Source organism: Hymenobacter qilianensis, assembly GCF_014638675.1.
Lineage (GTDB): Bacteria > Bacteroidota > Bacteroidia > Cytophagales > Hymenobacteraceae > Hymenobacter > Hymenobacter qilianensis.
Genome location: NZ_BMFN01000001.1, coordinates 642243 through 665184, shown reverse-complemented (window position 1 = coordinate 665184; position 22942 = coordinate 642243). Strand labels below are relative to the sequence as shown.

At 52.4% G+C, this 22942-nt stretch carries 18 protein-coding genes; 10 read left to right on the top strand and 8 right to left on the bottom strand.

Annotated elements, in window-relative coordinates; genetic code table 11:
• Positions 1-66: 66 nt before the first annotated feature.
• Entirely contained in the window at positions 67-1419 is a 1353-nt protein-coding gene (locus IEW06_RS02810; RefSeq protein WP_187734235.1) for an Nramp family divalent metal transporter, read from the bottom strand.
• 187 nt (positions 1420-1606) lie between these two features.
• Between IEW06_RS02810 and IEW06_RS02805 the strand changes: the two genes are divergently transcribed.
• Positions 1607-2608 carry a cation diffusion facilitator family transporter gene (locus IEW06_RS02805; RefSeq protein ID WP_187734007.1) on the top strand — a complete coding sequence of 334 codons (1002 nt, stop codon included), beginning with the start codon at positions 1607-1609 and terminating at the stop codon, positions 2606-2608.
• A 2-nt stretch (positions 2609-2610) separates the two neighbouring features.
• Here the strand turns inward: IEW06_RS02805 and IEW06_RS02800 are convergent, their stop codons facing one another.
• Positions 2611-3993 carry a PQQ-dependent sugar dehydrogenase gene (locus IEW06_RS02800; protein ID WP_187734008.1) on the bottom strand — a complete coding sequence of 461 codons (1383 nt, stop codon included), beginning with the start codon at positions 3991-3993 and terminating at the stop codon, positions 2611-2613.
• A 149-nt stretch (positions 3994-4142) separates the two neighbouring features.
• On the opposite strand from IEW06_RS02800, the gene IEW06_RS02795 reads away from it, so the two are divergent.
• The 3 genes from IEW06_RS02795 (at position 4143) to IEW06_RS02785 (ending at position 8967) form a co-directional block, all read left to right on the top strand.
• A complete protein-coding gene (locus IEW06_RS02795; RefSeq protein ID WP_308421979.1) occupies positions 4143-5828 on the top strand; it encodes an amidase in 1686 nt (561 codons plus the stop codon).
• Between the two features lie 56 nt (positions 5829-5884).
• Positions 5885-6349, top strand: a complete 465-nt coding sequence (locus IEW06_RS02790) for a GNAT family N-acetyltransferase (RefSeq protein WP_187734009.1) — start codon at positions 5885-5887, stop codon at positions 6347-6349.
• A 128-nt stretch (positions 6350-6477) separates the two neighbouring features.
• Positions 6478-8967, top strand: a complete 2490-nt coding sequence (locus IEW06_RS02785; RefSeq protein WP_188547382.1) for a prolyl oligopeptidase family serine peptidase — start codon at positions 6478-6480, stop codon at positions 8965-8967.
• 54 nt (positions 8968-9021) lie between these two features.
• On the opposite strand, the gene IEW06_RS02780 is transcribed toward IEW06_RS02785, so the two are convergent.
• Together IEW06_RS02780 and IEW06_RS02775 are read right to left on the bottom strand one after the other, a co-directional pair.
• Positions 9022-10131, bottom strand: a complete 1110-nt coding sequence (locus IEW06_RS02780; RefSeq protein ID WP_188547380.1) for a hypothetical protein — start codon at positions 10129-10131, stop codon at positions 9022-9024.
• A 446-nt stretch (positions 10132-10577) separates the two neighbouring features.
• Complete coding sequence (locus IEW06_RS02775) at positions 10578-11408, bottom strand: phosphatase PAP2 family protein (RefSeq protein ID WP_187734012.1); 831 nt, start codon at positions 11406-11408, stop codon at positions 10578-10580.
• A gap of 203 nt (positions 11409-11611) precedes the next feature.
• Between IEW06_RS02775 and metK the strand changes: the two genes are divergently transcribed.
• On the top strand, positions 11612-12871 hold the full coding sequence (metK, locus tag IEW06_RS02770) for a methionine adenosyltransferase (RefSeq protein ID WP_188547378.1): 1260 nt from the start codon (positions 11612-11614) through the stop codon (positions 12869-12871).
• Positions 12872-12951: 80 nt separating this feature from the next.
• On the opposite strand, the gene hpf is transcribed toward metK, so the two are convergent.
• The 4 genes from hpf to IEW06_RS02750 form a co-directional block, all read right to left on the bottom strand.
• Positions 12952-13251: a ribosome hibernation-promoting factor, HPF/YfiA family gene (gene hpf / locus IEW06_RS02765; RefSeq protein WP_187309808.1), complete on the bottom strand. Its 300-nt coding sequence runs from the start codon at positions 13249-13251 to the stop codon at positions 12952-12954.
• A 48-nt stretch (positions 13252-13299) separates the two neighbouring features.
• Positions 13300-14187: a tyrosine-type recombinase/integrase gene (locus IEW06_RS02760; RefSeq protein WP_188547376.1), complete on the bottom strand. Its 888-nt coding sequence runs from the start codon at positions 14185-14187 to the stop codon at positions 13300-13302.
• Between the two features lie 137 nt (positions 14188-14324).
• Positions 14325-14519, bottom strand: a complete 195-nt coding sequence (gene rpsU, locus IEW06_RS02755) for a 30S ribosomal protein S21 (protein ID WP_084445790.1) — start codon at positions 14517-14519, stop codon at positions 14325-14327.
• A 133-nt stretch (positions 14520-14652) separates the two neighbouring features.
• Positions 14653-15792, bottom strand: coding sequence for an acyl-CoA dehydrogenase (locus IEW06_RS02750; RefSeq protein WP_187734013.1), 1140 nt, complete (start codon positions 15790-15792; stop codon positions 14653-14655).
• 234 nt (positions 15793-16026) lie between these two features.
• Between IEW06_RS02750 and IEW06_RS02745 the strand changes: the two genes are divergently transcribed.
• From IEW06_RS02745 to IEW06_RS02725, 5 genes are all read left to right on the top strand, one after another.
• On the top strand, positions 16027-16947 hold the full coding sequence (locus IEW06_RS02745; protein WP_187734237.1) for a polysaccharide biosynthesis/export family protein: 921 nt from the start codon (positions 16027-16029) through the stop codon (positions 16945-16947).
• A gap of 55 nt (positions 16948-17002) precedes the next feature.
• On the top strand, positions 17003-19459 hold the full coding sequence (locus IEW06_RS02740; RefSeq protein ID WP_188547373.1) for a GumC family protein: 2457 nt from the start codon (positions 17003-17005) through the stop codon (positions 19457-19459).
• 26 nt (positions 19460-19485) lie between these two features.
• The gene (locus IEW06_RS02735) at positions 19486-20265 is read left to right on the top strand and encodes a tyrosine-protein phosphatase (RefSeq protein ID WP_187734017.1); all 780 of its coding nucleotides are present in this window, start codon (positions 19486-19488) and stop codon (positions 20263-20265) included.
• 67 nt (positions 20266-20332) lie between these two features.
• Complete coding sequence (locus IEW06_RS02730; RefSeq protein WP_187734018.1) at positions 20333-21358, top strand: NAD-dependent epimerase/dehydratase family protein; 1026 nt, start codon at positions 20333-20335, stop codon at positions 21356-21358.
• 89 nt (positions 21359-21447) lie between these two features.
• Positions 21448-22845 carry a tetratricopeptide repeat protein gene (locus IEW06_RS02725; RefSeq protein WP_187734019.1) on the top strand — a complete coding sequence of 466 codons (1398 nt, stop codon included), beginning with the start codon at positions 21448-21450 and terminating at the stop codon, positions 22843-22845.
• Positions 22846-22942 lie beyond the last annotated feature (97 nt).

The window sequence follows — 22942 nt, the reverse complement described above, 5'->3', positions numbered from 1 at the left end:
TAGGTTAGTCTAAATCTGTGAAGCGAAAAAAGCGCAGTTGCTTTTTAGAACAGCTGCGCTTTCGGGTTAGCCCAGAAACATCTCGAGCAGCAGATAAGCGTTCAGGGTAATGATAATAGCCGAAACGGTCCAGGCAAGTACTTTGACCAGCAGCGAATTGGTGAATACGCCCATTTTGAGCTTACTGCCCGTAAAAAGTACCAGCGGCACCACCGCGAAGCTTAGCTGTAGCGACAGGATAACCTGGCTAAGCACAAGCAGCTCACCCGTTCCTTTCTCTCCATACAGAATGGTGACAATGAGTGCAGGAATTACAGCAATAGCGCGGGTTATCAGGCGGCGCATCCAAGGCTTCAGACGAATGTGCAGAAAGCCCTCCATCACGATTTGCCCCGCCAGCGTACCAGTCAGGGTTGAGTTTTGGCCGGAGGCCAGCAAGGCTACGGCAAACAGCACACTGGCCGCGCCCGCGCCCAGCACCGGCGCCAGCAGCTTATGCGCATCATTAATGTCGGCTACATTGAAGTAGCCATTGCGGTGAAACGCCGCCGCAGCGGTTACCAGAATGGCCGCATTCACGAAAAATGCCAGGAACAGCGCTACCGTCGAGTCGATGGTAGCGAACTTGATGGCCATGCGCTTGCCTTCCTCCGTCTGCTCGATGGCGCGGGTCTGCACGATGCTGGAGTGCAGATACAGGTTGTGCGGCATCACGGTAGCACCCAGAATACCGATGGCGATATAAAGCATGCCGGGGTCCGTTACTACTCTGGTCTGAGGCACCAGACCGGCCGCAATACCCAGCCAATCGGGATTGGAGGCGATGATTTCATACAGAAAGCAGCCAAAAATGACCACAATCAGGCCTGCCACAATGCTCTCAATGATGCGGAAGCCCTTATTCTGGAAATACAGCACTACCAGCACATCCAGAATGGTGAGCACCACGCCCCACGGCAGCGGCAGCCCAAACAGCAGATTCAAAGCAATAGCCGATCCGATAACCTCTGCCAAGTCGCAGGCGGCAATGGCAATTTCGCAGAGCACCCACAGCACCATCGCTACAGGCTTAGAGTAATGGTCGCGGCAGGCCTGGGCCAAGTCGCGGCCCGTCACGATGCCCAGTTTGGCCGCCAAGTGCTGGAGCAGCATGGCAAACAAGTTGGAAATCAGGATAACCGACAGCAGTGTATAGCCATAGCGGGCACCACCGGCAATATCGGTGGCCCAGTTGCCGGGGTCCATGTAGCCCACGGCCACCATAAGCCCCGGCCCCCAGAAAGCAAAAAGCTTGCGCCAGAAGGAGGCATCGTGAGCCGGCACCTTTATGCTCGCATATACTTCCTGCAAAGAAGGCGCATGACGCGCCTGCCGCCAGCCCGGATGCTCGGAAACAGGCGGCTTGGGGGGCGTTTCTATAAAATCCTTAACAGGTTGAGACACTGTATTAGTAGAAGAGTTATTCACAAAGTACGCTATTTTTAGACTAACCTAAATATATTTTTCAATTTACCTTAACTACTGATTTATAGTTAAAATGTTTCGTTCACCGGCGAAGTAGATTTTTTAATGGACTTTTGCCCCCCGCTTTCGTGTTCACCCCCCTATGACGCTTTCCGAATCTAAGCTACGCCTTGGCATCCTGTCGCTTGTAGTGAGTGCCGTGCTGGTAGCCGTGAAGTTCTACGCCTATATGCTCACGGCCTCCCAAGCCGTACTCACCGACGCGTTGGAATCTATTATCAACGTGTTTACCAGTGGCTTTGCGCTGTATAGTCTGTACTTATCGGGCTTGCCCAAAGATGAAAACCACCCCTACGGCCACGGCAAAGTGGAGTATCTGTCGGTGGGCTTTGAGGGCGCCCTAATCCTGATTGCCGGCGTTTATATTTTCTATAGCGCCACGCTGGCCTTTCTGGAGTCGCACGCCGTTGCTCGCCCCGACTTAGGCATGGCCCTGCTTGGCATTACGGCATTGGCCAACTTAGCCGTTGGCTTTCTGCTAATTAAATCCGGCCGTAAGCTTAAGTCAGTGGCTTTGGTGGGCGATGGGCAGCACCTCTATCTTGATGCGGTAAGTACCATTGTGTCCTGCGTGGCCTTGCTGCTGGTGGCCGCTACCGGCAACGTACTCTTCGACGCGGGAGCGGCATTGCTGCTGGGGGGCTTTATTGTGGTAAATGGGCTGCGTATGGTGCGCCGCTCGGTGGGCGGCCTCATGGATGAGTCGGATGTAGTAATAGTCCGGGAGGTAATAGGGGAGCTGCAGCAGTTTCGCCGCCCGGCCTGGATTGATGTGCACAACCTGCGCGTGCTACGCTATGGCGCTAATCTGCACATCGACTGCCACATGACCATGCCGTATTACTTCAGCCTCGATGAAATTCACAATGAGCTAAACGACATCGAAGCCCTCATTCGCCAGCGCTTCGATGTGGATGTGGAGATGTTTGTGCACGCCGACCCTTGCAACGCTACTGCCTGCGCCCACTGCCACATGTCGGAGTGCCCGGTGCGCCAGCATCCATTTAGCCAGGAAATCGGCTGGACATTGACCAATGCCGTGAAGAACGAGCGGCACCAGCTCGTAGTAGAGCAAGCCCAATAGCGTTACTCAATCACCAGCCGCCGCGCGTATTGCTCCGTCGCGTTGCGCACCTGCACTACATATACGCCAGCCCGTAATCCAGCCAAGCTTAGATTCAGTTCTGCTTGCTGGGGGGCAAATCTGGCCGTGCGCACCACGCGTCCCAGCGCATCATGAATCGTGGCGGAGGTAGCCGATGTAGGCGCGGCCGGTAAGCGTAACGCTACCGTTTGGCGCGCCGGATTCGGCCAAAGCCCCAATGCCACATTCCGCGCCTCCGACTTCGTGCTCAGCACAAACCCCCGGTTTTCCAGCGTCACAATCTGGTCGTTGCCGCCGTTGCTGGTAGCCACATACACGCGCCCGGCCGGCGAAACGCACAAAGCCCGCAAGCGGCCATATCTGTTTATCAAAAACTCCGGCGGAGTAACCGTTGAAATGGCGTCGCCGGCAGCATTGAGCGGAAGCTGCACCAGCCTGGAAGCTTTCAGCGTCGCCATCAGCAGGCTGCCGCGCCACTCCGGAATAGCGGGCGAATCATAATAAGTCAGCCCAGCCACGGCCAAAGTAGGGGTCCAGATGAAAAGAGGCTCACGAACATTATTGGCGGCGCAAAAGGCAGTTTCGCTGCCGTCGCATTTGCCGGGAACGTTGGGCCAGCCATAATTGCGGCCCGGCTCTATCAGGTTTAGTTCATCATCGGAGTTTTCCCCGTGTTCCGAGCTGTAAATGCGGCCCGACGGTAACCGCACTAAGCCCTGCGCATTGCGGTGGCCCAACGTATACACCCGACTGCCCGGCGTAGGATTGTCGGCGGGAATGCTGCCATCCAGGTTCATCCGCAAAATCTTGCCGTTGAGTGAAGCCGGATTCTGCGAGTCAGAGCGAAGCTGAGCATCGCCGGTGGTCATGAGCAGGGTGCGGTCGGGGAGGATGAGCAGGCGGGAGCCGCTGTGCGTGGTGGTGGAGGTAATATTGCCCAGCAGCACCAACGGGGCGCTAAGTGAGGTAGTAGCCGCATTGTACGTGTAGCGTACCACCTTTTCTTTCAGCCCGTTATCGTTGTAATTGTACACGATGTAAAGGTAGGGCGAGGTAGTGGCAAAATCCGGGTGGAGCACCATGCCTAGTAAGCCGCTTTCGCCGGTGGGTGCGACGTCGGGCACATTCAGCAAGGGCAGCACTTGCCCCGTGGTTGGGTTCACGCGACTAATACGCCCACCGCGCTCCGTCATCCAGATGAAGTCATCCGGCCCCCAGATCAGCTCCCACGGGATATTAAGGCCGGTAGCCAGCGGTGTGGCCGACACCGTAGTACTGCCGACCGGAAACGTAATGGTTTGGGCGGAGGCAGCGGTAGTTAGCAAACTGCTGACCAGCAAAAGCGAAGCGGCGAGGGTTTTCATGGCTTGAATAAATAGCTGAAGCTGAACAGTGTACAGAAACTAACGAATGAATAACACCTTCGGATTAGCTTAGTATTGCCCTGCAAGGGATTATTTTTATTCTCCCGTACTTTCCCATCTCCTTCTTCGCCTACCCACTCTTCTTTCAGATGATGAAAAAAATACTGCCCCTGCTGGCAATCGGTGCCGTCAGCTTCGGCGCGGGTGCCATGCTGCCCCGCCCCGCCGCCGATTTGCCTCCCATCACAGTTCCCATGCTTCAGGCGGCGCAGGGCCTGTTGGGCCTGAATTTCACCGACGCCCAACTCGACTCCACCCGCCGCGACCTCGAAGACAACCGCAAAGACTACGAGCAGCTGCGCCAGGCGAAGCTGCCCAACAGCGTAGCGCCTACGCTCGTCTTTGACCCCGTGCCGCTGCGCCTGCGCCAATCTATGTTGCCCAAAGCCAAGGATGACGCCGGAAAATTGCCCCCCACGGCCAAAATAAAGCTGCCCGCCAACCGCGACGATCTGGCTTTTTACACCGTGCGCCAACTAAGCGAGCTGGTGCGCACCAAGCAGATTTCCTCGGAGGAGCTAACCCAGTTTTTCCTGGCTCGCCTCAAAAAATACGACCCCAAGCTGCTCTGCGTCACTACCCTTACCGAAGAGCTGGCCATGCAGCAGGCCCGGCAGGCCGATAAAGAGATTAAGGCCGGTAAATACCGCGGTCCGCTGCACGGCATACCTTTCGGCGTCAAGGATTTATTCAGCACCAAAACCTACAAAACCACTTGGGGTTCGGTGCCTTACAAAGACCAGATGCTGGACGAAGACGCAGCCGTGGTGACGCGTTTGCGTGAAGCGGGGGGCGTTTTGGTAGCCAAATTCACCTTGGGCGAGCTGGCCATGGGCGATGTATGGTATGGGGGCAAAACCCGCTCGCCCTGGAATATTACGCAAGGCAGCAGCGGCTCTTCAGCCGGTTCCGCATCGGCAGTGGGGGCGGGGCTGGTGCCGTACGCCATTGGCACCGAGACCTTGGGTTCCATCGTGAGTCCTAGCACCGCCTGCGGCGTAACGGGTTTGCGGCCGTCGTATGGGCGCATAAGTAGGGCCGGAGCAATGGCGCTTAGCTGGAGCATGGATAAAGTAGGCCCCTTGGCGCGCTCAGCCGAAGATTGTGCTTTGGTTTTTGCTGCCCTCGTAGGCGCCGATGCCCGCGACCCTGCCACTACTATTGTACCTGCCGGCTTCAAGTATGCTTTCGATACCGATATCAAAAAGTTGCGTGTTGGCTATCTGAAAGCAGATTTTGACCGCGACTATCCCACCAAAGCCAACGATCAGGCCTCGCTGGAAGTGCTGCGTAAGCTAGGCGTCCAGCTCGTTCCGCTCGACTTGCAGGGGCTACCTGCTGGGGAGCTAACATTCCTGCTTAGTACCGAGGGCGCTGCTGCCTTCGACGAACTCACCCGTTCGGGCCGCGTTACCCAAATGGTGAACCAAGGCCGCAATGCTTGGCCAAATTCATTTCGGACGGCTCGTTTTGTTCCAGCCGTGGAATATATCCAGGCCCAAAGGGTTCGGCGTCAGTTGATTGAAGAGGTAGACAAGCGCATGCAGGGCTTTGATGTGTATGTAGCGCCTTCATTTGGTGGTCCTAACCTGGTGATTACCAACCTCACAGGTCACCCAGCGGTGGTAGTGCCCAATGGCTTCCGCACCAACGGTCTGCCCAGCACTATCACTTTTGGCGGGCAGCTTTTCGAAGAAGGCAAACTGCTGGCGCTGGTCAAAGCCTATCAGGACGCAACGGATTTTGATGAAAAACACCCCCCGCTTAACTTTTAGTGATGCTTCGCTACCGCTCTGCATGACCGCCTAACACTTAATTACCCTTTCAAGCAATGCCTTCCAGCCTTCACCAACGCACCGACGGCTACTTCATCTCCACAGATCCCGCCCGCCTAGACCTGGCCGTCATTCACAGTTTCCTGGCAAATGACTCGTATTGGGCTCGCAATATGCCCCGCGAGCTACTAGATCGGGCCATTCACCACTCGCTCAACTTTGGCCTGTTCGCTCCCGATGGCCGCCAGGCGGGCTTTGCCCGCGTCGTTACCGACCGCGCAACATTTACCTGGCTCTGCGACGTGTTTGTGCTGCCTGAGTTTCGCGGCCAAGGCTTATCGAAGTGGCTGATGGAGTGCGTGTGGTCTCACCCCGATTTGCAGGGGCAGCGGCGGCATCTGCTCGCAACGCTGGATGCGCACACGCTCTATACGCAGTTCGGATTTAGCCCCCTGGCTGAGCCCGAGCGGTTTTTGGAGATACGCTTCTCGAATCCGTACGGCGTGCCGACCAGCCACTAGGCTCTAGCGCGAACTTTTAGTTTGCACTAGCGGCACACGACTGCAACGCCCGCTGCTTTAGCCTGTCCTTGCCGCAAGCTTGTGTATTTTGCGGTAAGCTTTCATGTTTCATCTTTCTTAAATACCTGATGCGCGTTTCGTTCGTCGTGCGGGCGCTGGCTTTGTTGGGGCCGGTTTCTGCTGCTTTTGCTCAAACTCCCACCGCCGCGCCGGCTGCTTCGCTCGCGCCGCTTACGGTCGATAAAATCATGCGCGACCCGGCGCAGTGGATTGGTACGGCTCCTTCAAATATTTATTGGGGTGAAGATGGCAAACGCATCTATTTCAGCTGGAACCCCGACAAAAATCGTCGCGATTCGCTTTATGCAGTTGCGCCCAGCGGTGGCACGCCCCGCAAAATCAGCTTCCGCGACCAGCTAAATTTGCCCCCCAGCACGGGTGTGTACGACCAGAAATTCGCCCGCAAAGTGTACGAGAAGGAGGGCGACATCTACCTGCTCGATTTGAAAACCAACAAGGCCCGGCGCGTGACCAACACGGCGGAGCGTGAGTCGGATGCGGCATTTGCCCTGCAAGGTCAGTTGGTGAGCTACACGCGGGGGGGCAATTTATTTACCTGGAATCCGGCCAATGGCGAAACCGTGCAGCGCACCGATTTTCGTAAGGGCAACAACCCCACGAAAGGCTCGCCCACTGATCAGTCGGAGAAGTATCTGAAGGCTCAGCAGCTGGCTTTGTTTGAGGTAATTAAGCAGCGCGACAAAGACCAGCAGGATCGGCAGCGCGTGCAAAAAGCCCTGAACAAGCTGCGTCCGAAAGCCATTTATCTGGGCCTCAAAACGGTACGAAACCTCCAGCTTAGCCCCGATGGTCGCTTTGTAACGTACTCTTTGGTGCAGGAGCCAGGCAGCGAGAAAGTAGCCATCGTACCTAATTTCGTAACAGCTTCGGGCTTCACAGAGGACTTGTCTACGCGTACCAAGGTAGGTGCCCCCCAAACCGCTATGGAGCTGGGCATCTACGACATTGGCCGCGATACCACATTCGTACTCGGCTACCGCGATTTGAAGGGCCTAGACGAGCAGCCCGCTTACCGGAAAGAATATCAACTGAAAGCCAAAGCCCCAACGGCTGCTGACTCGACTAAAACGGCCAAAAATGCCCCCCAGAAAGCCGAAAAGCCAGCTACGGAGCTGCGCCGCGTAGCTCCTTTTGGTCCATTTTGGTCAGACAACGGCGAGCGGGCCTTCTTGGTCATGCGCTCCGCTGATAACAAGGACCGCTGGATTGTGGCCCTCGACCCCAATACGCAGAAAATCACGCTGCTCGACCGTCAGCGCGACGAAGCCTGGATCAACGGACCTGGTATCGGCTACGGCGCTGGCAATGTGGGCTGGCTACCGGATAACAAGCGTGTGTGGTTTCAAAGTGAGGAAAGCGGCTACTCTCACCTCTATACCGTGGACGTGACCAATCAGCAGCGTAAAGCTCTGACCAGTGGTAAGTTCGAGATTCAGAAGGCTGAGCTTTCCAAGGATAAAAAGACGTGGTACCTCTCGGCCAACAAAACGCATCCGGGAGAGCAGCATTTCTACCGCATGCCGGTATCTGGGGGGCAAATGACGCAGATTACGACGCTGCCCGGCGCGCATGAGGTCACTGTTTCGCCCGATGAGAAGACGCTGGCCGTGCGTTATAGTTACTCCAATAAGCCTTGGGAGCTATTTGTGATGGATAATAAGCCGGGGGCCAAAATGCGCCAGCTGACCAACTCACTCACCTCTGAGTTCAAAAGCTACGCCTGGCGCGACCCGGAGGTTATTACCATCAAAGCCCGCGACGGCGCCGATGTGTACGCCCGCCTCTACCGGCCAGCTAATGCTGTAGCCCAAGGTCCAGCCGTCATTTTTGTGCACGGCGCCGGCTATTTGCAGAATGCACACAAGTGGTGGAGCCAATACTCACGCGAGTATATGTTTCACAATCTGCTGGCCGACCAGGGTTATACCGTGCTTGACATTGACTACCGTGGCTCCAGCGGCTACGGCCGCGATGTGCGCACGGGCATTTACCGCTTTATGGGCGGCAAAGACCTCACCGACCATGTGGATGGCGCAAAGCTGCTTACGGAAAAATATGGCGTTAGCCCGCAGCGGATTGGCATTTATGGCGGCTCGTATGGGGGCTTTATTACGCTCATGGCCATGTTCACGGAGCCAGACGTATTCAAAGCCGGCGCTGCCCTGCGCTCCGTCACCGACTGGGCCCACTACAACCACGGTTACACCGACAACATCCTCAACGAACCGTACAACGATTCCATCGCCTACGCCCGCTCGTCGCCCATCTACCACGCCGAAGGCCTGAAAGGCGCGCTGCTCATGTGCCACGGTATGGTCGATACGAACGTGCACTTTCAGGACATCGTGCGCCTCACGCAGCGCCTTATCGAGTTAAAGAAAGAGAACTGGGAATTGGCCGTGTACCCGGTGGAAGACCACGGCTTCGTGGAGCCCAGTTCCTGGACTGATGAGTACAAGCGCATCCTGAAGCTATTTAACACCAACCTCAAGTCAACTCCATCGGGTGCCACGGGTACCAGTACTGGCGGAAATTAAATTGTTTAACAAAAAGCCCCCCAGAGGATTTCTGGGGGGCTTTTTTCTGCTGTATTACTTTAGTTGAGTATCTGGTTTGCCTATTAGGCGGTAGCCCAATAAAAGCCCTACGCTCCAGGTGCGCCCGGTATACTCGTAGCCTTGGAAGTTGGCCAAGTCATTCGGATCCCGAAGGATAAGATGGTCCCAGTAAGGATTCTTGCGATAAACTCGGCCGTTGAGGCTAAATGAGAAACGTTTTGTTTGGACACCAGCTTCCAAGTAAGGAGCAAAGGAGCGTGCAAACCCATCCACAAATTTATACGTGAAGGAAGGTGGCATTGGCCCTCCACTGCTTTGGCCGGTATAATGCAGCGTATTTTTTTCCTGCCAAAACCAATTTAGCTCCATACCAGTGCCGGCGAAGGCCCGGTAATGTTCTCCCAATGATCGGAAACCCCGCATACCGACGTGAGTAGCCAGTAGCGTACCGCGCCAAGAAAATGTACCCGATGCTACCCGTCCGGTAGGCAACATGGATAATGTGCCTCTGCGTCCGTATTGACTCAGGAGGATGTCGAGGTGTAAACCCGAGCGGCGGGCAGGAGTTACCACGTCCAAAAAGGCTCCTCCTTGCAGATGCATTTGCCCATCTGCATCAACGCCTTGCAGCGCAGGGCGCTCAACCCCCAGGGCCTGTGTGGTTTTCAGGCGGTGAGAGTTAAAGCGTCCACCAACCAATACGCCCGCCGAAATCGTCGTCCGCAGGCGTCCAGCCTTCTCTGGCTCGTAGTAGACGCGATTCTGAAGCTCATTTGGCATGTAAGCTCCGGTATAAGTTTGCACCAAAGCAATCATGCCAGCTTCCGTGAAAGGCGTATGAGCAAGCTGCGCCAATACCTCCGGACAGTCGATAAAATACAGTTGCAGTTGGTTCAGGTAGTTATTGCCATCCATTACCTGTGACTTACCGTTGCGTATGTAGAGCCGCTCAGTCATCTCAAGCCAGGGCTTCTCAGGCCGGCGTATGAAATAATGGTGAACTCCATCCAGAGTTACCCCTAGTAAAAAGGTGGGGCCATCGATGAGTACATCTGCCAATACTGAATCAGGGCGCTGTTGGTAAAATAATCCCTTCGGCAGGCGATGAATATCGGTTTGGGCGCCACGGTCTAGTGGAAGCAATTCATAGCGCAGTAGCCTGCCCGAAGCTAAAGCAATGGCCCGTAACTGATTAGCTGAATAAGTCTTAATGGGGTGATGCGCTGTAGTGCGATAGCGCACAATCTTGGCTGGATTACTCCAAAACGCATTTTCTACCTCACCTGATAGTGTATCTCCTGTGGAAGTAACTAAGTAGCCGGGTTCGAATACCTGAGCTTGAACGACAGCGCTCGTAGCCGCGAACAGAACAATACTGAATAATAAACGAGTAAACATTTAAGCAAATAGGAATCGAAAAGTGGGGGTAACCGTCAACTCCTCCCGCGGGTCTAAAACTGCGCCAAATAGTTTTGATCGTGAATCAATTCAGGCACTGACATCACAATTTGTTGCTACTGAATTGGTATCCAACCAAAAAGCCCCCCAGAGTATTCTGGGGGGCTTTTTTGCTGCATAATGCAAGACTCCTACAATTGCCGCGTCAGTGAGAATCCGCTGTAAGAATAGCCATTTGGGGTGAAGCCTTGCACTGGCAATAGCGAAAAGCCTTTGCCGCTTCGGTTCACTTTGTGCAAGTGCGGCACCAGTATGCCAGCCCCGGCACCTACCGCGTAGCCAATAAGGTTGTCGGAAAGGAAGTGCTTGCCGGCGCGCAGGCGCAAGTAGCCTACGGTAGCAGGCACGGCCGCGGCGGCAGCCCACACATACGGCCGGGCTTGAGAGTTGGGGTGAAAGTCGTTGAATACTTTGGCCATAAAGAAGGTAGCCGTGGCCGTAGCGGCCGTATGACCCGCAAAAAATGAATTAGTAGAGTTGCGGTTGCTGCGCTGATCTATGTCTAAGCTGGCATTGTAGGCCAAGGGCCGGCTGCGCTCTGTCAGCGCTACAGTAGAAGTGAATAAGGTGCCCGTAACAGCCAGAGTTTGAATATAGAGTGCGCCTAACTGCCCGAACTTCTTGCTCATATCCCGGTCAAGCAGGAACAGCGCTACCGGAGCAGCCAGCGAGCCATAGAATGGATAGTCGCTGATGCGCTTGGCACTTTCGCTCGAATAGCCCGCCGCAAAGCGGTCAAACCGGTTCACGTCCTCGCGGCGCAGGGCAAAAGCTTCAGCGTCGCTTATGCCATCTTTTTTCTGCATTCCATTTAGCCCAACGGCCGTTCCTATTATCAAAGCGCCCGTAATAGGCGCGTCGATGCCGAAGTCGGTACGGTACGGTGAGCGTTGCTGACCGAAGCCCGGCACTGCTGCTGAAAGCGTTAGAAAGACAAAAAATGAACGAACAATAGTATTCATGGAAAGTCAGGTAAAATGTATGATTGGCTACCCAAACGCAGGTTTAAAGTAAAAGTTGGTAACCGGCTTATGTGTAATTGAGGCTGGGGGGCTTTTTGAGTTAATTATTTCCTTCGTCATTTTCCCTTAGCTTTGCGGCCCTCTGCGCCTCTTGGCGCACGGGCAAATTTCTTTTCTACCGACGACGTTCTATCCCGACCCTGATGTCCTACTTATTCACTTCCGAGTCTGTTTCGGAAGGCCATCCCGATAAAGTTGCCGATCAAATCTCTGACGCCATTCTCGACGAGTTTCTTCGTCAGGATCCTGATTCTAAAGTTGCTTGCGAGACGCTGGTAACCACTGGCTTAGTAGTGGTAGCCGGCGAAGTGAAATCCAAGGCTTACGTAGATGTGCAGTCAGTTGCCCGCAACGTGATTCGGCGTATCGGCTATACCAAGGCTGAATATAAGTTTGAAGCTGAGAGCTGCGGCATTTTGTCGGCCCTGCACGAGCAGTCTCCCGACATCAACCAGGGAGTAGAGCGCCAAAGCCCCGAGGAGCAGGGTGCCGGCGACCAGGGAATGATGTTCGGCTACGCAACACGCGAAACCGACAACTATATGCCGCTGGCGCTGGATTTGTCGCACCGTTTGTTGCGTGAGCTAGCCGCTATCCGCAAGGGAGGCAAGGAAATGACCTATCTGCGCCCCGATGCCAAGTCGCAGGTAACCATTCGCTACGCCGACGACAATACGCCCGAGGCAATCGACACGATCGTGGTCAGCACCCAGCACGACGACTTCGACGAGTCGGAGGCAGGCATGCTGAAGTGCATTTCGGAAGATATCCGCAACATACTGATTCCCCGTGTGAAAGCTGGCCTGAGCGCCGATGTCCAGAAGCTCTTCACCGACCAGATTACCTATCACATCAACCCCACCGGCAAATTCGTTATTGGCGGTCCCCACGGCGACTCCGGCTTAACCGGCCGTAAGATCATTGTGGATACCTACGGCGGTAAAGGTGCTCACGGTGGGGGGGCTTTTTCGGGTAAAGACTCCTCGAAGGTTGACCGTTCAGCAGCTTATGCTGCTCGTCATATCGCTAAAAACCTGGTAGCTGCTGGCGTAGCTGATCAAGTACTTGTTCAGGTAGCGTATGCTATCGGAGTAGCCCAGCCAGTTGGCCTTTATGTGACTACGTACGGGACCACCAAAGCCAACGGCAGCAATAGCTTGCTTACCGATGGGGAAATTGCCGATAAGGTGAATAAGCTATTCGATATGCGTCCATTCGCTATCGTACAGCGCTTCGGTCTGCAGAACCCAATTTTTGGTGAAACCGCCGCTTATGGCCACATGGGCCGCGAAGCTGGCACTACCCAAGTGACGCTCGCCAACGGTGAAACCCGCACATATGAAACCTTTACCTGGGAAAAACTAGATTACGTAGATAAGATTAAAGCCGAGTTTGGTCTGTAAACCAATTAGGCATTTGCGTTAAATAATAAGGGCGCCCTTCCTCGGTGGAAGGGCGCCCTTATGTTGTATCCTAATTAGCCTTAGTGGCTGGTCAATTTCTCTTTGTGTCTTTTTATCTGACGACGTAGCCCTTCTGCCGCTTCATCGGTGGCCGCTTCGAAGGTAGCCGCATCCGCTTGGCTGAACAGCGTACTGCCAGGCACTAGCACTTTGAGCTCAACGGTCTTGTTATCAATACCGTCCTTATTGTTCAGCTTCATAATAACCTCGCCTTCGGTTACACGGTCGTAGAAGGTTTCGAGCTTGTCGAGACGCTTCTGGATGAAATCAAGTAGGCTCTGGTCGGCGGTGAAATGCACCGAATGCATCTGTACTTTCATCGGAAATAGGGGTTTGGTAAATAGAAAGGAAAACACTCAACTAGTTACTTAAGCCTTTGGATGGGCTTTGTCAAACACAGATTTGAGCTTGTCGATGGACAAATGGGTGTACACCTGAGTAGCCGCCAGGTTTGCATGCCCAAGCAACTCTTTAATAGCATTCAGGTCGGCACCCTTACTGAGGAGGTGCGTAGCAAACGAGTGGCGCAGCACATGCGGGTGCTGCTGCGACGAAGCGGTGGTTATCTGGCTTAAATACTGCTTCACGGTGCGATACACAAGCTTTTCGTACAGGGGCTCTAGCTTATCTGTAACGAGGAGAAAACCGCGGGCGTTGTCAGGGGGGGCAAATTCAGCCTGCTTGCGCGCTATATAGTTTTCCAACGCTATAAGAAGCGTCGGATTGAGAGGTACTACCCGTTGTTTATTGCCTTTGCCCGTTACGCGCACCGTACGACCTGCCAAGCTGATATCGTCGTGACGAATACCAATCAGCTCCGAAAGACGAATGCCAGTACCGTAAAGCAATTCCAGAATAAGCTGATCGCGGGAGCCAACAAACGAATCGGCGAACTCAAAGCTGTTGAGTAAGCCATTGAGCGTATCCTCTGGCACAAAGTCGGGAAGCTTCTTGGCCGTTTTGGGCGAAGTAATGCGCAGCATCGGATTGCGCTGAATAGCGCCCGTGCGCAATAAGTACTTGTAGTAGGAGCGAAGGCAAGCAATTTTACGATTCACCGTGCGTGGGTCACGCTGCTGCTGCATCAACTCCACTATCCAGGACCGAATAAGAGTATGATCGGCCTGCGCCGGCTCTGGCAGCTCATAAGTAGCGAGCAGGTACTCAGAGAACTGCCGAAGATCGGTCTGGTAAGAGATTACGGTGTGCGGGCTGAAGCGCCGCTCAAACCGCAGATAGTCGAAAAACAAATTCATACGCAGGAGTTCAGCCACTGGGGGGCAATTATCCAATGTAAGAATTTAAATCGGAATTTTTGGACGCGAAAAAACCGGCTGATTCGCTTACGTAAGCAAATCAGCCGGTTGTCACGAAAAGCTTTATAAGCTAAACGCTAGTAATTCTCAGTAGCGTACATGGTCTGCTTGTACACAGCTTTCTCTCTCTGCTTCCGCTTCGTGATAGAAGGCTTTTGGAAGAACGTACGACGACGCAATTCCTTCAGCACACCCGTGCGCTCGAATTTTTTCTTGAAACGCTTCAGAGCCCGGTCAACCGACTCGTTGTCTTTGATTTGAACGATGATCATATATGCAGTGGAGTTGAAAACTTTCTATTAAGGGGGGCAAAGATAATCACATCTTTTGAAGATTTAAAAATGCTTACGCAGATTCCTAATCAATAGCTATTTGAGCCCCCGAAAGAATAAGACCAAATAAAGCCTACTTCAGTAGAGTGCGGGCAATAACCAGCTTCTGGATTTCGGAAGTGCCTTCACCGATGGTGCAAAGCTTGGAGTCGCGGTAGTACTTCTCCGCTGGATAATCTTTGGTATAGCCATAGCCGCCAAAAATCTGCACCCCTTCATTCGCAGCCCGTACGCATACCTCCGAGGCATAAAGCTTAGCCATAGCCGACTCTTGGGTCACATTCAGACCACGGTCCTTCATATCCGCAGCCCGATAGGTAAGCAATGCTGCGGCTTCAATCTCGGTAGCCATATCAGCTAGCTTGAACGCGATGCCTTGGAAGTTGGAGATAGGCTGGTTGAACTGGTGGCGCTCCTTAGAATATTGGGTAGCCGCCTCAAAAGCCCCCTGAGCAATACCCAGGCTGAGGGCTGCGATAGAAATTCGCCCCCCATCAAGCACCTTCATCGACTGAATAAACCCTTCGCCTACTTCGCCCAGAATATTCTCTTTCGGTACGCGGCAGTCGGTGAAAATTAGCTCAGTAGTCTCGGAAGCGCGCATTCCCAGCTTGTCTTCCTTACGGCCGTGTGTGAAGCCTTCGGTAGGCTTCTCAATCACAAATGCCGTCATACCATGCGAGTCACCTACCTCGCCAGTGCGGGCAATAACTACAGCGATGTTGCTGCTCTTACCGTGGGTGATGAAGTTTTTCGCTCCGTTGAGCACGTAAAAGTCACCGTCTTCAACAGCCACTGTACGCATGTTGCCAGCATCAGAACCTGTATTGGGTTCCGTCAGGCCCCACGCGCCGATCCACTCAGCCGAAGCTAATTTGGGCAACCACTTGCGCTTTTGCTCCTCGGATCCAAATTGCAGAATGTGACCTGTGCACAAAGAGTTGTGAGCGGCCATCGACAAGCCGATGCTACCATCAATCTTAGCCAACTCAGCTATGGCAGTCACATACTCAACGTAGCCAAAGCCAGAGCCGCCATATTCTTGTGGCACCAGCACGCCCATCAGGCCCAAATCACCAAGCTGCTTGAATACGTCGATGGGAAACTCTTGGCTTTCATCCCACTGCATCATGCGCGGTTTAATGTGGGTCGCGCCAAAGTCGCGCACCATCTGGGCAATCATTGTTTGGTTCTCGGTAGCTACTAATTCCATGGGTGGGGAAGTGATATGGTGGGTGGTAATGGCATAACCAGCAAGAGCCAGTTTTGGGTTCGCAAAAGTAGTACTTTGCTTTAAGAGAAGCTGTTTTCCACAGGCAGGTATCCAGCCCCGATTTTGAAAGGGTGTGCTAATTCGGTTACTTTGAAGGTTTATCGGGAGAAATTAAGCTGTTTCTTGGCTGTTCCCCCGGCACTATTTCATCTGTCTCTGGCTTTTTTGGCCCGCATGCTACATCCCATCTTTCGCCGCTTCCTATCCGTTGGGTTGCTAAGCTTATCGTTTCTGTTGTCGTTTTCCTGCACGACATCAAAGATATACCGCCAAAATGTACTATTTCGTTTAGAAGGTACAACAGTCGACACCGCTAGGCTGCGTACGACCATAAATAGGACGGAACGTAACTACATCATCCAGTCCAATGATTACCTCGATGTTCGGGTATACACTAATAAAGGCGAGCGAATATTAGATCCTAATGGTGAGTTGCCATTTGGCAACCCCGGCGGACTAAGAGGCGCCACAACTCGGCCAGGAGCTGGTACACGTACCACGACAGGTCAACAAAGCTCAGGTGGTACTACAAGTGGCGGCTCTGAGTTTCTTGTGCAAGACGATGGCATAGTAAAGCTGCCGATGGTAGAGAATATAAAGCTAAGTGGTTACACGCTTTTAGAAGCTGACAGTGTGTTACAGGTGGCTTATAGCCAATATTATGAGCAGCCTTTCGTCGTGACGCGGGTTACTAATAACCGTATTATCGTGCTTGGGGCTGTTGGGGGCACTGGGGGTCAGGTCATCCCGATGACCAATGATAATATGAACTTGATTGAGGTTTTAGCCATTGCCGGGGGCATTGATGGCGGGGCAATAGGAACAGGTGGTAATCGAGTAGGACGTACGACCAACATCCGCCTCATTCGGGGAGATTTGAAGAACCCGCAGATACAAGTCATTGATCTGTCTACGTTTGAAGGAATGCGTCGCGCGAATTTACAGGTGGAACCCAACGACATAGTTTATGTTGAGCCTGTACGACGGCCGTTTTATGAGGCATTGACAGATGCTGGTCCAGTATTTGGGCTAGTGACTAGCCTTATAAGTGTTCTTAGTACCCTGTATATTATAACAAGGGTATACAATAATTAAGCTTGTCTTTCTTGTTGACGATAAGCTTATTCCCTTCAACCAATAGAATGCCCTGATGGCGGCGAAAGAAGAAACTGAGCTGGAAGAGATGATCCGCAACGCGGGCGGTATGGAAGCGGAAGAAAAAGAGGATGCTGGCGATGGGTTAGACATTACCACCTTGCTTCAGGTAGCCCGCAAAAGCTTGCCTTGGATTGCGTTGCTTATTGCTTTGGGTCTGACAGGGTCTTGGCTGTTTTTACGCTATACAAAGCCTGTGTATCAGTCCTCATCGGTCATCAAGATTGATGAGAGAACAGAGGCTGGAGTATTGGGCATGGGTAGTATTGGCGGCGCGGTAGAGAAGCGTCAGGAGTTGGCTAATCTCTCAGGTGAGGTAGAGTTAATTAAGTCGAATCTAATTTATCGCCGTCTCAAAGATTCTTTAGCGCTTGACGTCAATTATTATGTAGAGGGAACTGTATTAGAATCAGAGCTTTATAAAAGGTCCCCTTTCAAAGTTGAATATGCGATTAAAGACCCAGCGTTTTATAATCGGAAGCTGAATGTTAATTTTCTTAGCCCTACTCAGTTTCGACTAAGTTATTTGGAGGCTAAAGAAGAAATAAGTGGAGATTATATAGTAGGCCAACCTATTAATATTCCTGGTATTAGTTTAAAGCTGACTACTGATTCCTCTTTCTTTGACGCAAGTGCGCTAGAAGCACAGTTCTACTTTGTCATTCTAGATGATGGCTCGGTGAATGGTTACCTGAATAGGAACATTTCGGTTGAGATTGTTAATCCTGAAGCTCATACTGTTCAGATAGCGTTTGCCGATTTTAATCCTTTAAAAGCGCAGGATATTGTCAATAAGATAGACACTGTTTACTTACAGGAAAAACTAGCGCAAAAGAAAGAAGCATCCGACAAAAGTCTACGCTTTTTAGGCGAGCAGACAGATGTTACAAACGATAAATTGCAGCAGGCAGAAGATAATTTACAGTCTTTTGCACGTGAAAATAAAACATATGATGTGCGGGGCGATGCAGCTACTGTAATCAATAAGATAGCCGACCAAGAAGAAAAAAGACAAGAGCTACTGCAAAGGCAGAGTCTACTGGAAGATTTGTCGCGCTTGGTAGAGCAGGATCAGATAACCAGTAATGAGGATTCCACAGTTGCCCAGAGTATACCTGGACTGGCTGAGTTGGAGGATAATCGCTTGATGCAGGAAATCGAAGCCCTAAATAATCAGCAATGGGACCTACGTCGAGTATTGCGCTCTTATAAAGAAACGACAGAAGCTGTAAAGCAAAGACGTGTTCAACTAGATTTTACAAAGAATACGATTCGCCGACTCCTAGATCAAAATAAAGAGCTTTTGCAGGAGCAGGTAAATAAAATGAACCGTCAACGTGATGAGCTTAGTGCTAAGCTGGCAGGACTGCCGGAGAAAGCAACGCAGCAAGCACGTTTGCAACGTCCATTTGAACTTTATGAAAAGACATATGTAAGTTTAATAAATAGGGAGCTAGAGTTCAGGATTGGCCAGGCTGGTACGACGGCCGATTTTCAGATTCTTTCCCCGGCTAGCTTGCCAAGCGCGCCCATTTCGCCGGTTCGTGCCATGGTTTATGCTATTGGTTTGGCGGGAGGCATTGTGTTAGGACTTGGATTAATTGCAGTCCGCTACTTCTTGCATGATACCGTGACGAATACGCGGGAACTGGAGCGTATGACCTCAGCGGCGTTGCTCGGGGTAATTCCAACCTACGACAAGGAAAAGATGACCGTGTCAAAGCTGGTAGTAGATAAAAACCCTAAGTCTGCTATTTCAGAGTCAATCCGATCCATTCGTACTAATCTGGACTTTATAGGGTCAGCGCGAAAGAAGCGCATTATATCGGTTACATCAACTGTATCAGGGGAGGGTAAAACCTTTGTTACGGTGAATCTGGGGGGCATAATTGCGTTGTCCGAGCAGCGGGTTATTATCCTAGACCTTGATATGCGGAAGCCGAAGGTGAATCTAGCTTTCGGTACTGAGAATGTGCGGGGCATTAGCACTATTCTGATTGAAAAACACACCGTGGAGGAATGCATTCAGCATACCGATATTCCAACGCTGGATTTTATATCAGCTGGTCCCACACCACCAAATCCGTCGGAGCTTATCCTAAACCCTAAGTTTGACGAATTACTGGCAGAATTACATCAGCAGTATGATGTAATTCTGATTGATACGCCGCCTGTTGGTCTCGTTACGGATGGTATTCTTATTATGCGTAAAGCTGATATCCCGCTTTATATTGTGCGGGCAGGGTATTCCAAGAAAGCCTTCCTGAAGAACATCAATAAGCTCATGCGGACGAATAACTTTACCCGCCTCAGCACTATTCTGAACGACGCCAGCGCTACTGGCTTGGCTGGCTACGGGTATGGCTATGGCTATGGCTATGGTCAGGGCTACTACGACGAGCCGACACCTCCCAAGGGAATAATTAGCCGCCTGAGGCAGCGTATTTCCTAAAATCAGCTCTCACTCTCATTTAGCACATGGCTTCATTCCTACGCAAGCTTTTCGGCCAAGCGGCTTCTACGTCGCTGGTTTACGAAAACTTGCTGGCGGAGCTTGGAGTTGATATGCACTCGCACTTGCTGCCCGGCTTGGATGATGGGGCTGAAACCATTGAGCAATCATTGGGTTTGCTGGAAGCAATGCAGGCATTAGGCTACCGTAAGCTGATTATGACTCCCCATATTATGGGAGATTTTTATAAGAATACTCCAACTACCGTTCACGCTGCATTGGCGCAGATGCAGGAAGCCGCCACGACTGCCGGCTTCGCGGACATACAGCTAGAATGTGCCGCCGAATACTACTTAGATGAATGGCTGGGGGGCAAATTAGATAGCGGAGAAGAGCTCCTAAGCTTTGGTGGCCTTAAAAAATATCTGTTGTTGGAAACGTCTTACATGAACGAACCCTTCAACATGCAGGATATTATCTTCCGGCTAAAAGCGCAGGGGTATCAGCCAGTGTTGGCGCATCCTGAGCGCTACACTTATTTATATGGCCGCTTTTCTGAGTTGGAAAAGATTCATGATAACGGGGTATTATTTCAGATTAACCTCAACTCATTAGCTGGTTATTATTCCTCCGGGGCCCAGCGTGTAGCCGAGAAGCTCATTGATGCTCGCTTGGTAGATTTTGTCGGTACGGATGCGCACAATCTCAAGCACACCGAAACTTTGCGTAGTAAAGTGCTGCCTTTGGCTTATTTGAAAAAGGTCTTGGCTTTACCTCTCCTAAATAATACGCTATTGACTAATTAGTTGATCAGATGCTTGCTGTCTGATCAATTAATTAGTCACCACTCAACTACCTAACTCCCTGATATGTATGGTTTTTGTCACTGGTGGTAGCGGATTGATGGGCAGTTTCCTGATTCCAGCCTTGGTAGCACAGGGCTATGTAGTGCGGGCGCTTTACAGGCAGCAAGTGCCAGCCATACAGCATGCCGATAAAGTGGAATGGATAGAAGGTGACTTGCGTGACACCACCCTACTACGCACCGCATTGGCCGGGGTTACCCACGTTTTTCACTGCGCTGGCTTGGTTTCGTATGCTCCGCAGGATGCAGCGAAACTGCAGCAGACAAATGCAGAGGGCACTGCTGCCGTGGTAGATGCCTGCCTGGAGCAAAGCTCGGATATTCGCCTGTGCCATGTATCATCGGTGGCCGCGTTGGGTGGTCCTGCAGCAGCAAAGCTGGATATAAGGGGGGCAAATATTGTGGTAGATGAGACGGCTAAATGGGATTTAGGCGCTGGACATAATGCGTATGCCACTTCCAAGTACTTCGGAGAACTGGAAGTGTGGCGTGGGATTTCGGAAGGTCTGTCTGCTGTCATTGTGAATCCTTCGGTAGTGCTCGGGCCCGCCGATTGGCAGCGCAGTAGTACCCGCCTTTTCCGATATGCGCACCAGGAACATGCCTTTTATACGCCAGGCTGCCTGAACTATGTAGATGTGCGCGACGTCGTGGAGGCCATGCTTCGCCTGACCTTTCAAAGTGAAGTAGCTGGGGAGCGCTTTATTCTGAGTGGCGGTGCAGTGCCATTGCGCGATTTCTTGATTCAGGCGGCAGAGTGCTTCGGCAAAAAGCCCCCCACAGTGGCCGTACCTACCTGGGCAGCCGAAACGATCTGGCGCTTGGAGCACGTGCGCTCCGTGCTGACGGGTGCACGGCCACTCATCACCAAAGATACTGCCCGTGCGGGCAGGCGCTCAGTGATTTACAGTGCAGCCAAAGTAGAGGCAGCTACGGGCTTACAATTCCGTCCGCTGGCCGAAACAGTGCAGTGGTGTTGCGCAGGCCTGACATCAGCGAACCAGCCTTCGCCCGGTGTGGTTATTGCATCATAAGCCAGCAGCGTTATCTTCAGTGATTCCGCCGCCCGACGCCGGCAAAGTCTGCCGTTTTGGCGACCTTTGAGTCTTGCATACGAATGAGAATGAACGAAAACTTTGAGGAAAGGCAGCAAGTGCTGGATACAGTGCGTCGGTTTGAACGCATGGTAGCCCAGAACGAATCTGTCTTTTTTGATCTGGCCGATTTTGAGAATATCATCGACCATTATACGACCAACACGCAGTACGATAAGGCGTTACATGCCTGTGAGACTGCTATAGCCCAGTATCCCTTTTCTACCGAACTGCTCATCGACCGCTCGCAGGTACTAGCCATGAAGGGCGAATACTCCGCTGCGGCCCAGCAGATTGAAGACGTAGCCCAACTCGATCCGACCAACCCCGACGTAGCCGTTACCCGCGGCATTATTGCCACGCAGAAAGGCGAGTTTGCTGAGGCAGTAGCTTTTTTTCATGATGCCGCTGAGCACTCACCGGAGCGCGAGGATATTTACTTCAACCTCGGTCTGGCTTACCAGAGCTGGCAGAAGTTTAAGAGTGCGGCCAAGTATTACAAGATGAGCCTGCGCCTGAACTCCGACAATGACATAGCAGTGCAGGAACTGCTCTATTGTTTGGAGGTGAGCGAGCGTCTGGAGAAGAATTTGGAGTTTTTCCGTCGCTTTACCGATGAAGATCCTTATTCGGCTCCGGCGTGGTATAATCTGGGTCAGGCTTACTATCGCCTGGGGCAGTATGATCAGGCAGTGGCGGCTTTCGAGTACGCCATTTTGGTTGATGCTACCTATTATGAGGCGCACGCTTTTCTGGCCAGCACCTATGTAAGCCAGGAAAAGTATCGGGAAGCTATTGATGAGTTCAACCTGAGCTACTCGGCTGGTGAGCCTACGGCAGAAGCGCTGTGTAACATTGGCGAGTGCTACGAGAAAATGGCCGAATGGGACCAGGCACGGCGCAACTACCAGCGGGCCATCGACCTCGATCCAGAAATGGATGAGGCTTGGTTTGGGATGGGCGTCGTGCTGAATGCCCAGGAGCGCTGGTTTGAAGCCGCTCATTTCTTCCGTAAAGCCACTACCCTCTACGACGAAAGCGTGGAATATTGGCTGGCCTTGGCCGCTGCTGAATATCAGGTTGGCAATGTGGTGAGTGCCGTGGAGTGCTACGACCGCGCTACGCAGGTAGGCCCCGACAACAAAGATGCGTGGCTAAACTGGAGCATTATCCTCTATGAGCAGGGCAACTACGACGGCGCCATCGATCTGATGCGTAATGCTGTGGAGATACAACCTGCTGAAGCTGAGCTACAATATCGCCTGTGCGCTTATCTGCTGGCGGCTGGCCGCTACCGCGAAGCTTACGAGAATCTGGAAAATGCGCTAGTTTTGGACTTCGACAAGCACCGTTTGCTTTTCGAGTACTTCCCGGAGCTGGAATCGCAGCGGGCCTTGGCTCGACTGATTGATCAGTACCGGAAGTAGATAACTCAAATTTAAACTCTTTGAAACCAACTATCATCCTGAACTCTACCTCGTTCAGGATGATAGTTGGTTTTATGGCTTACCTCCATCTGAACCA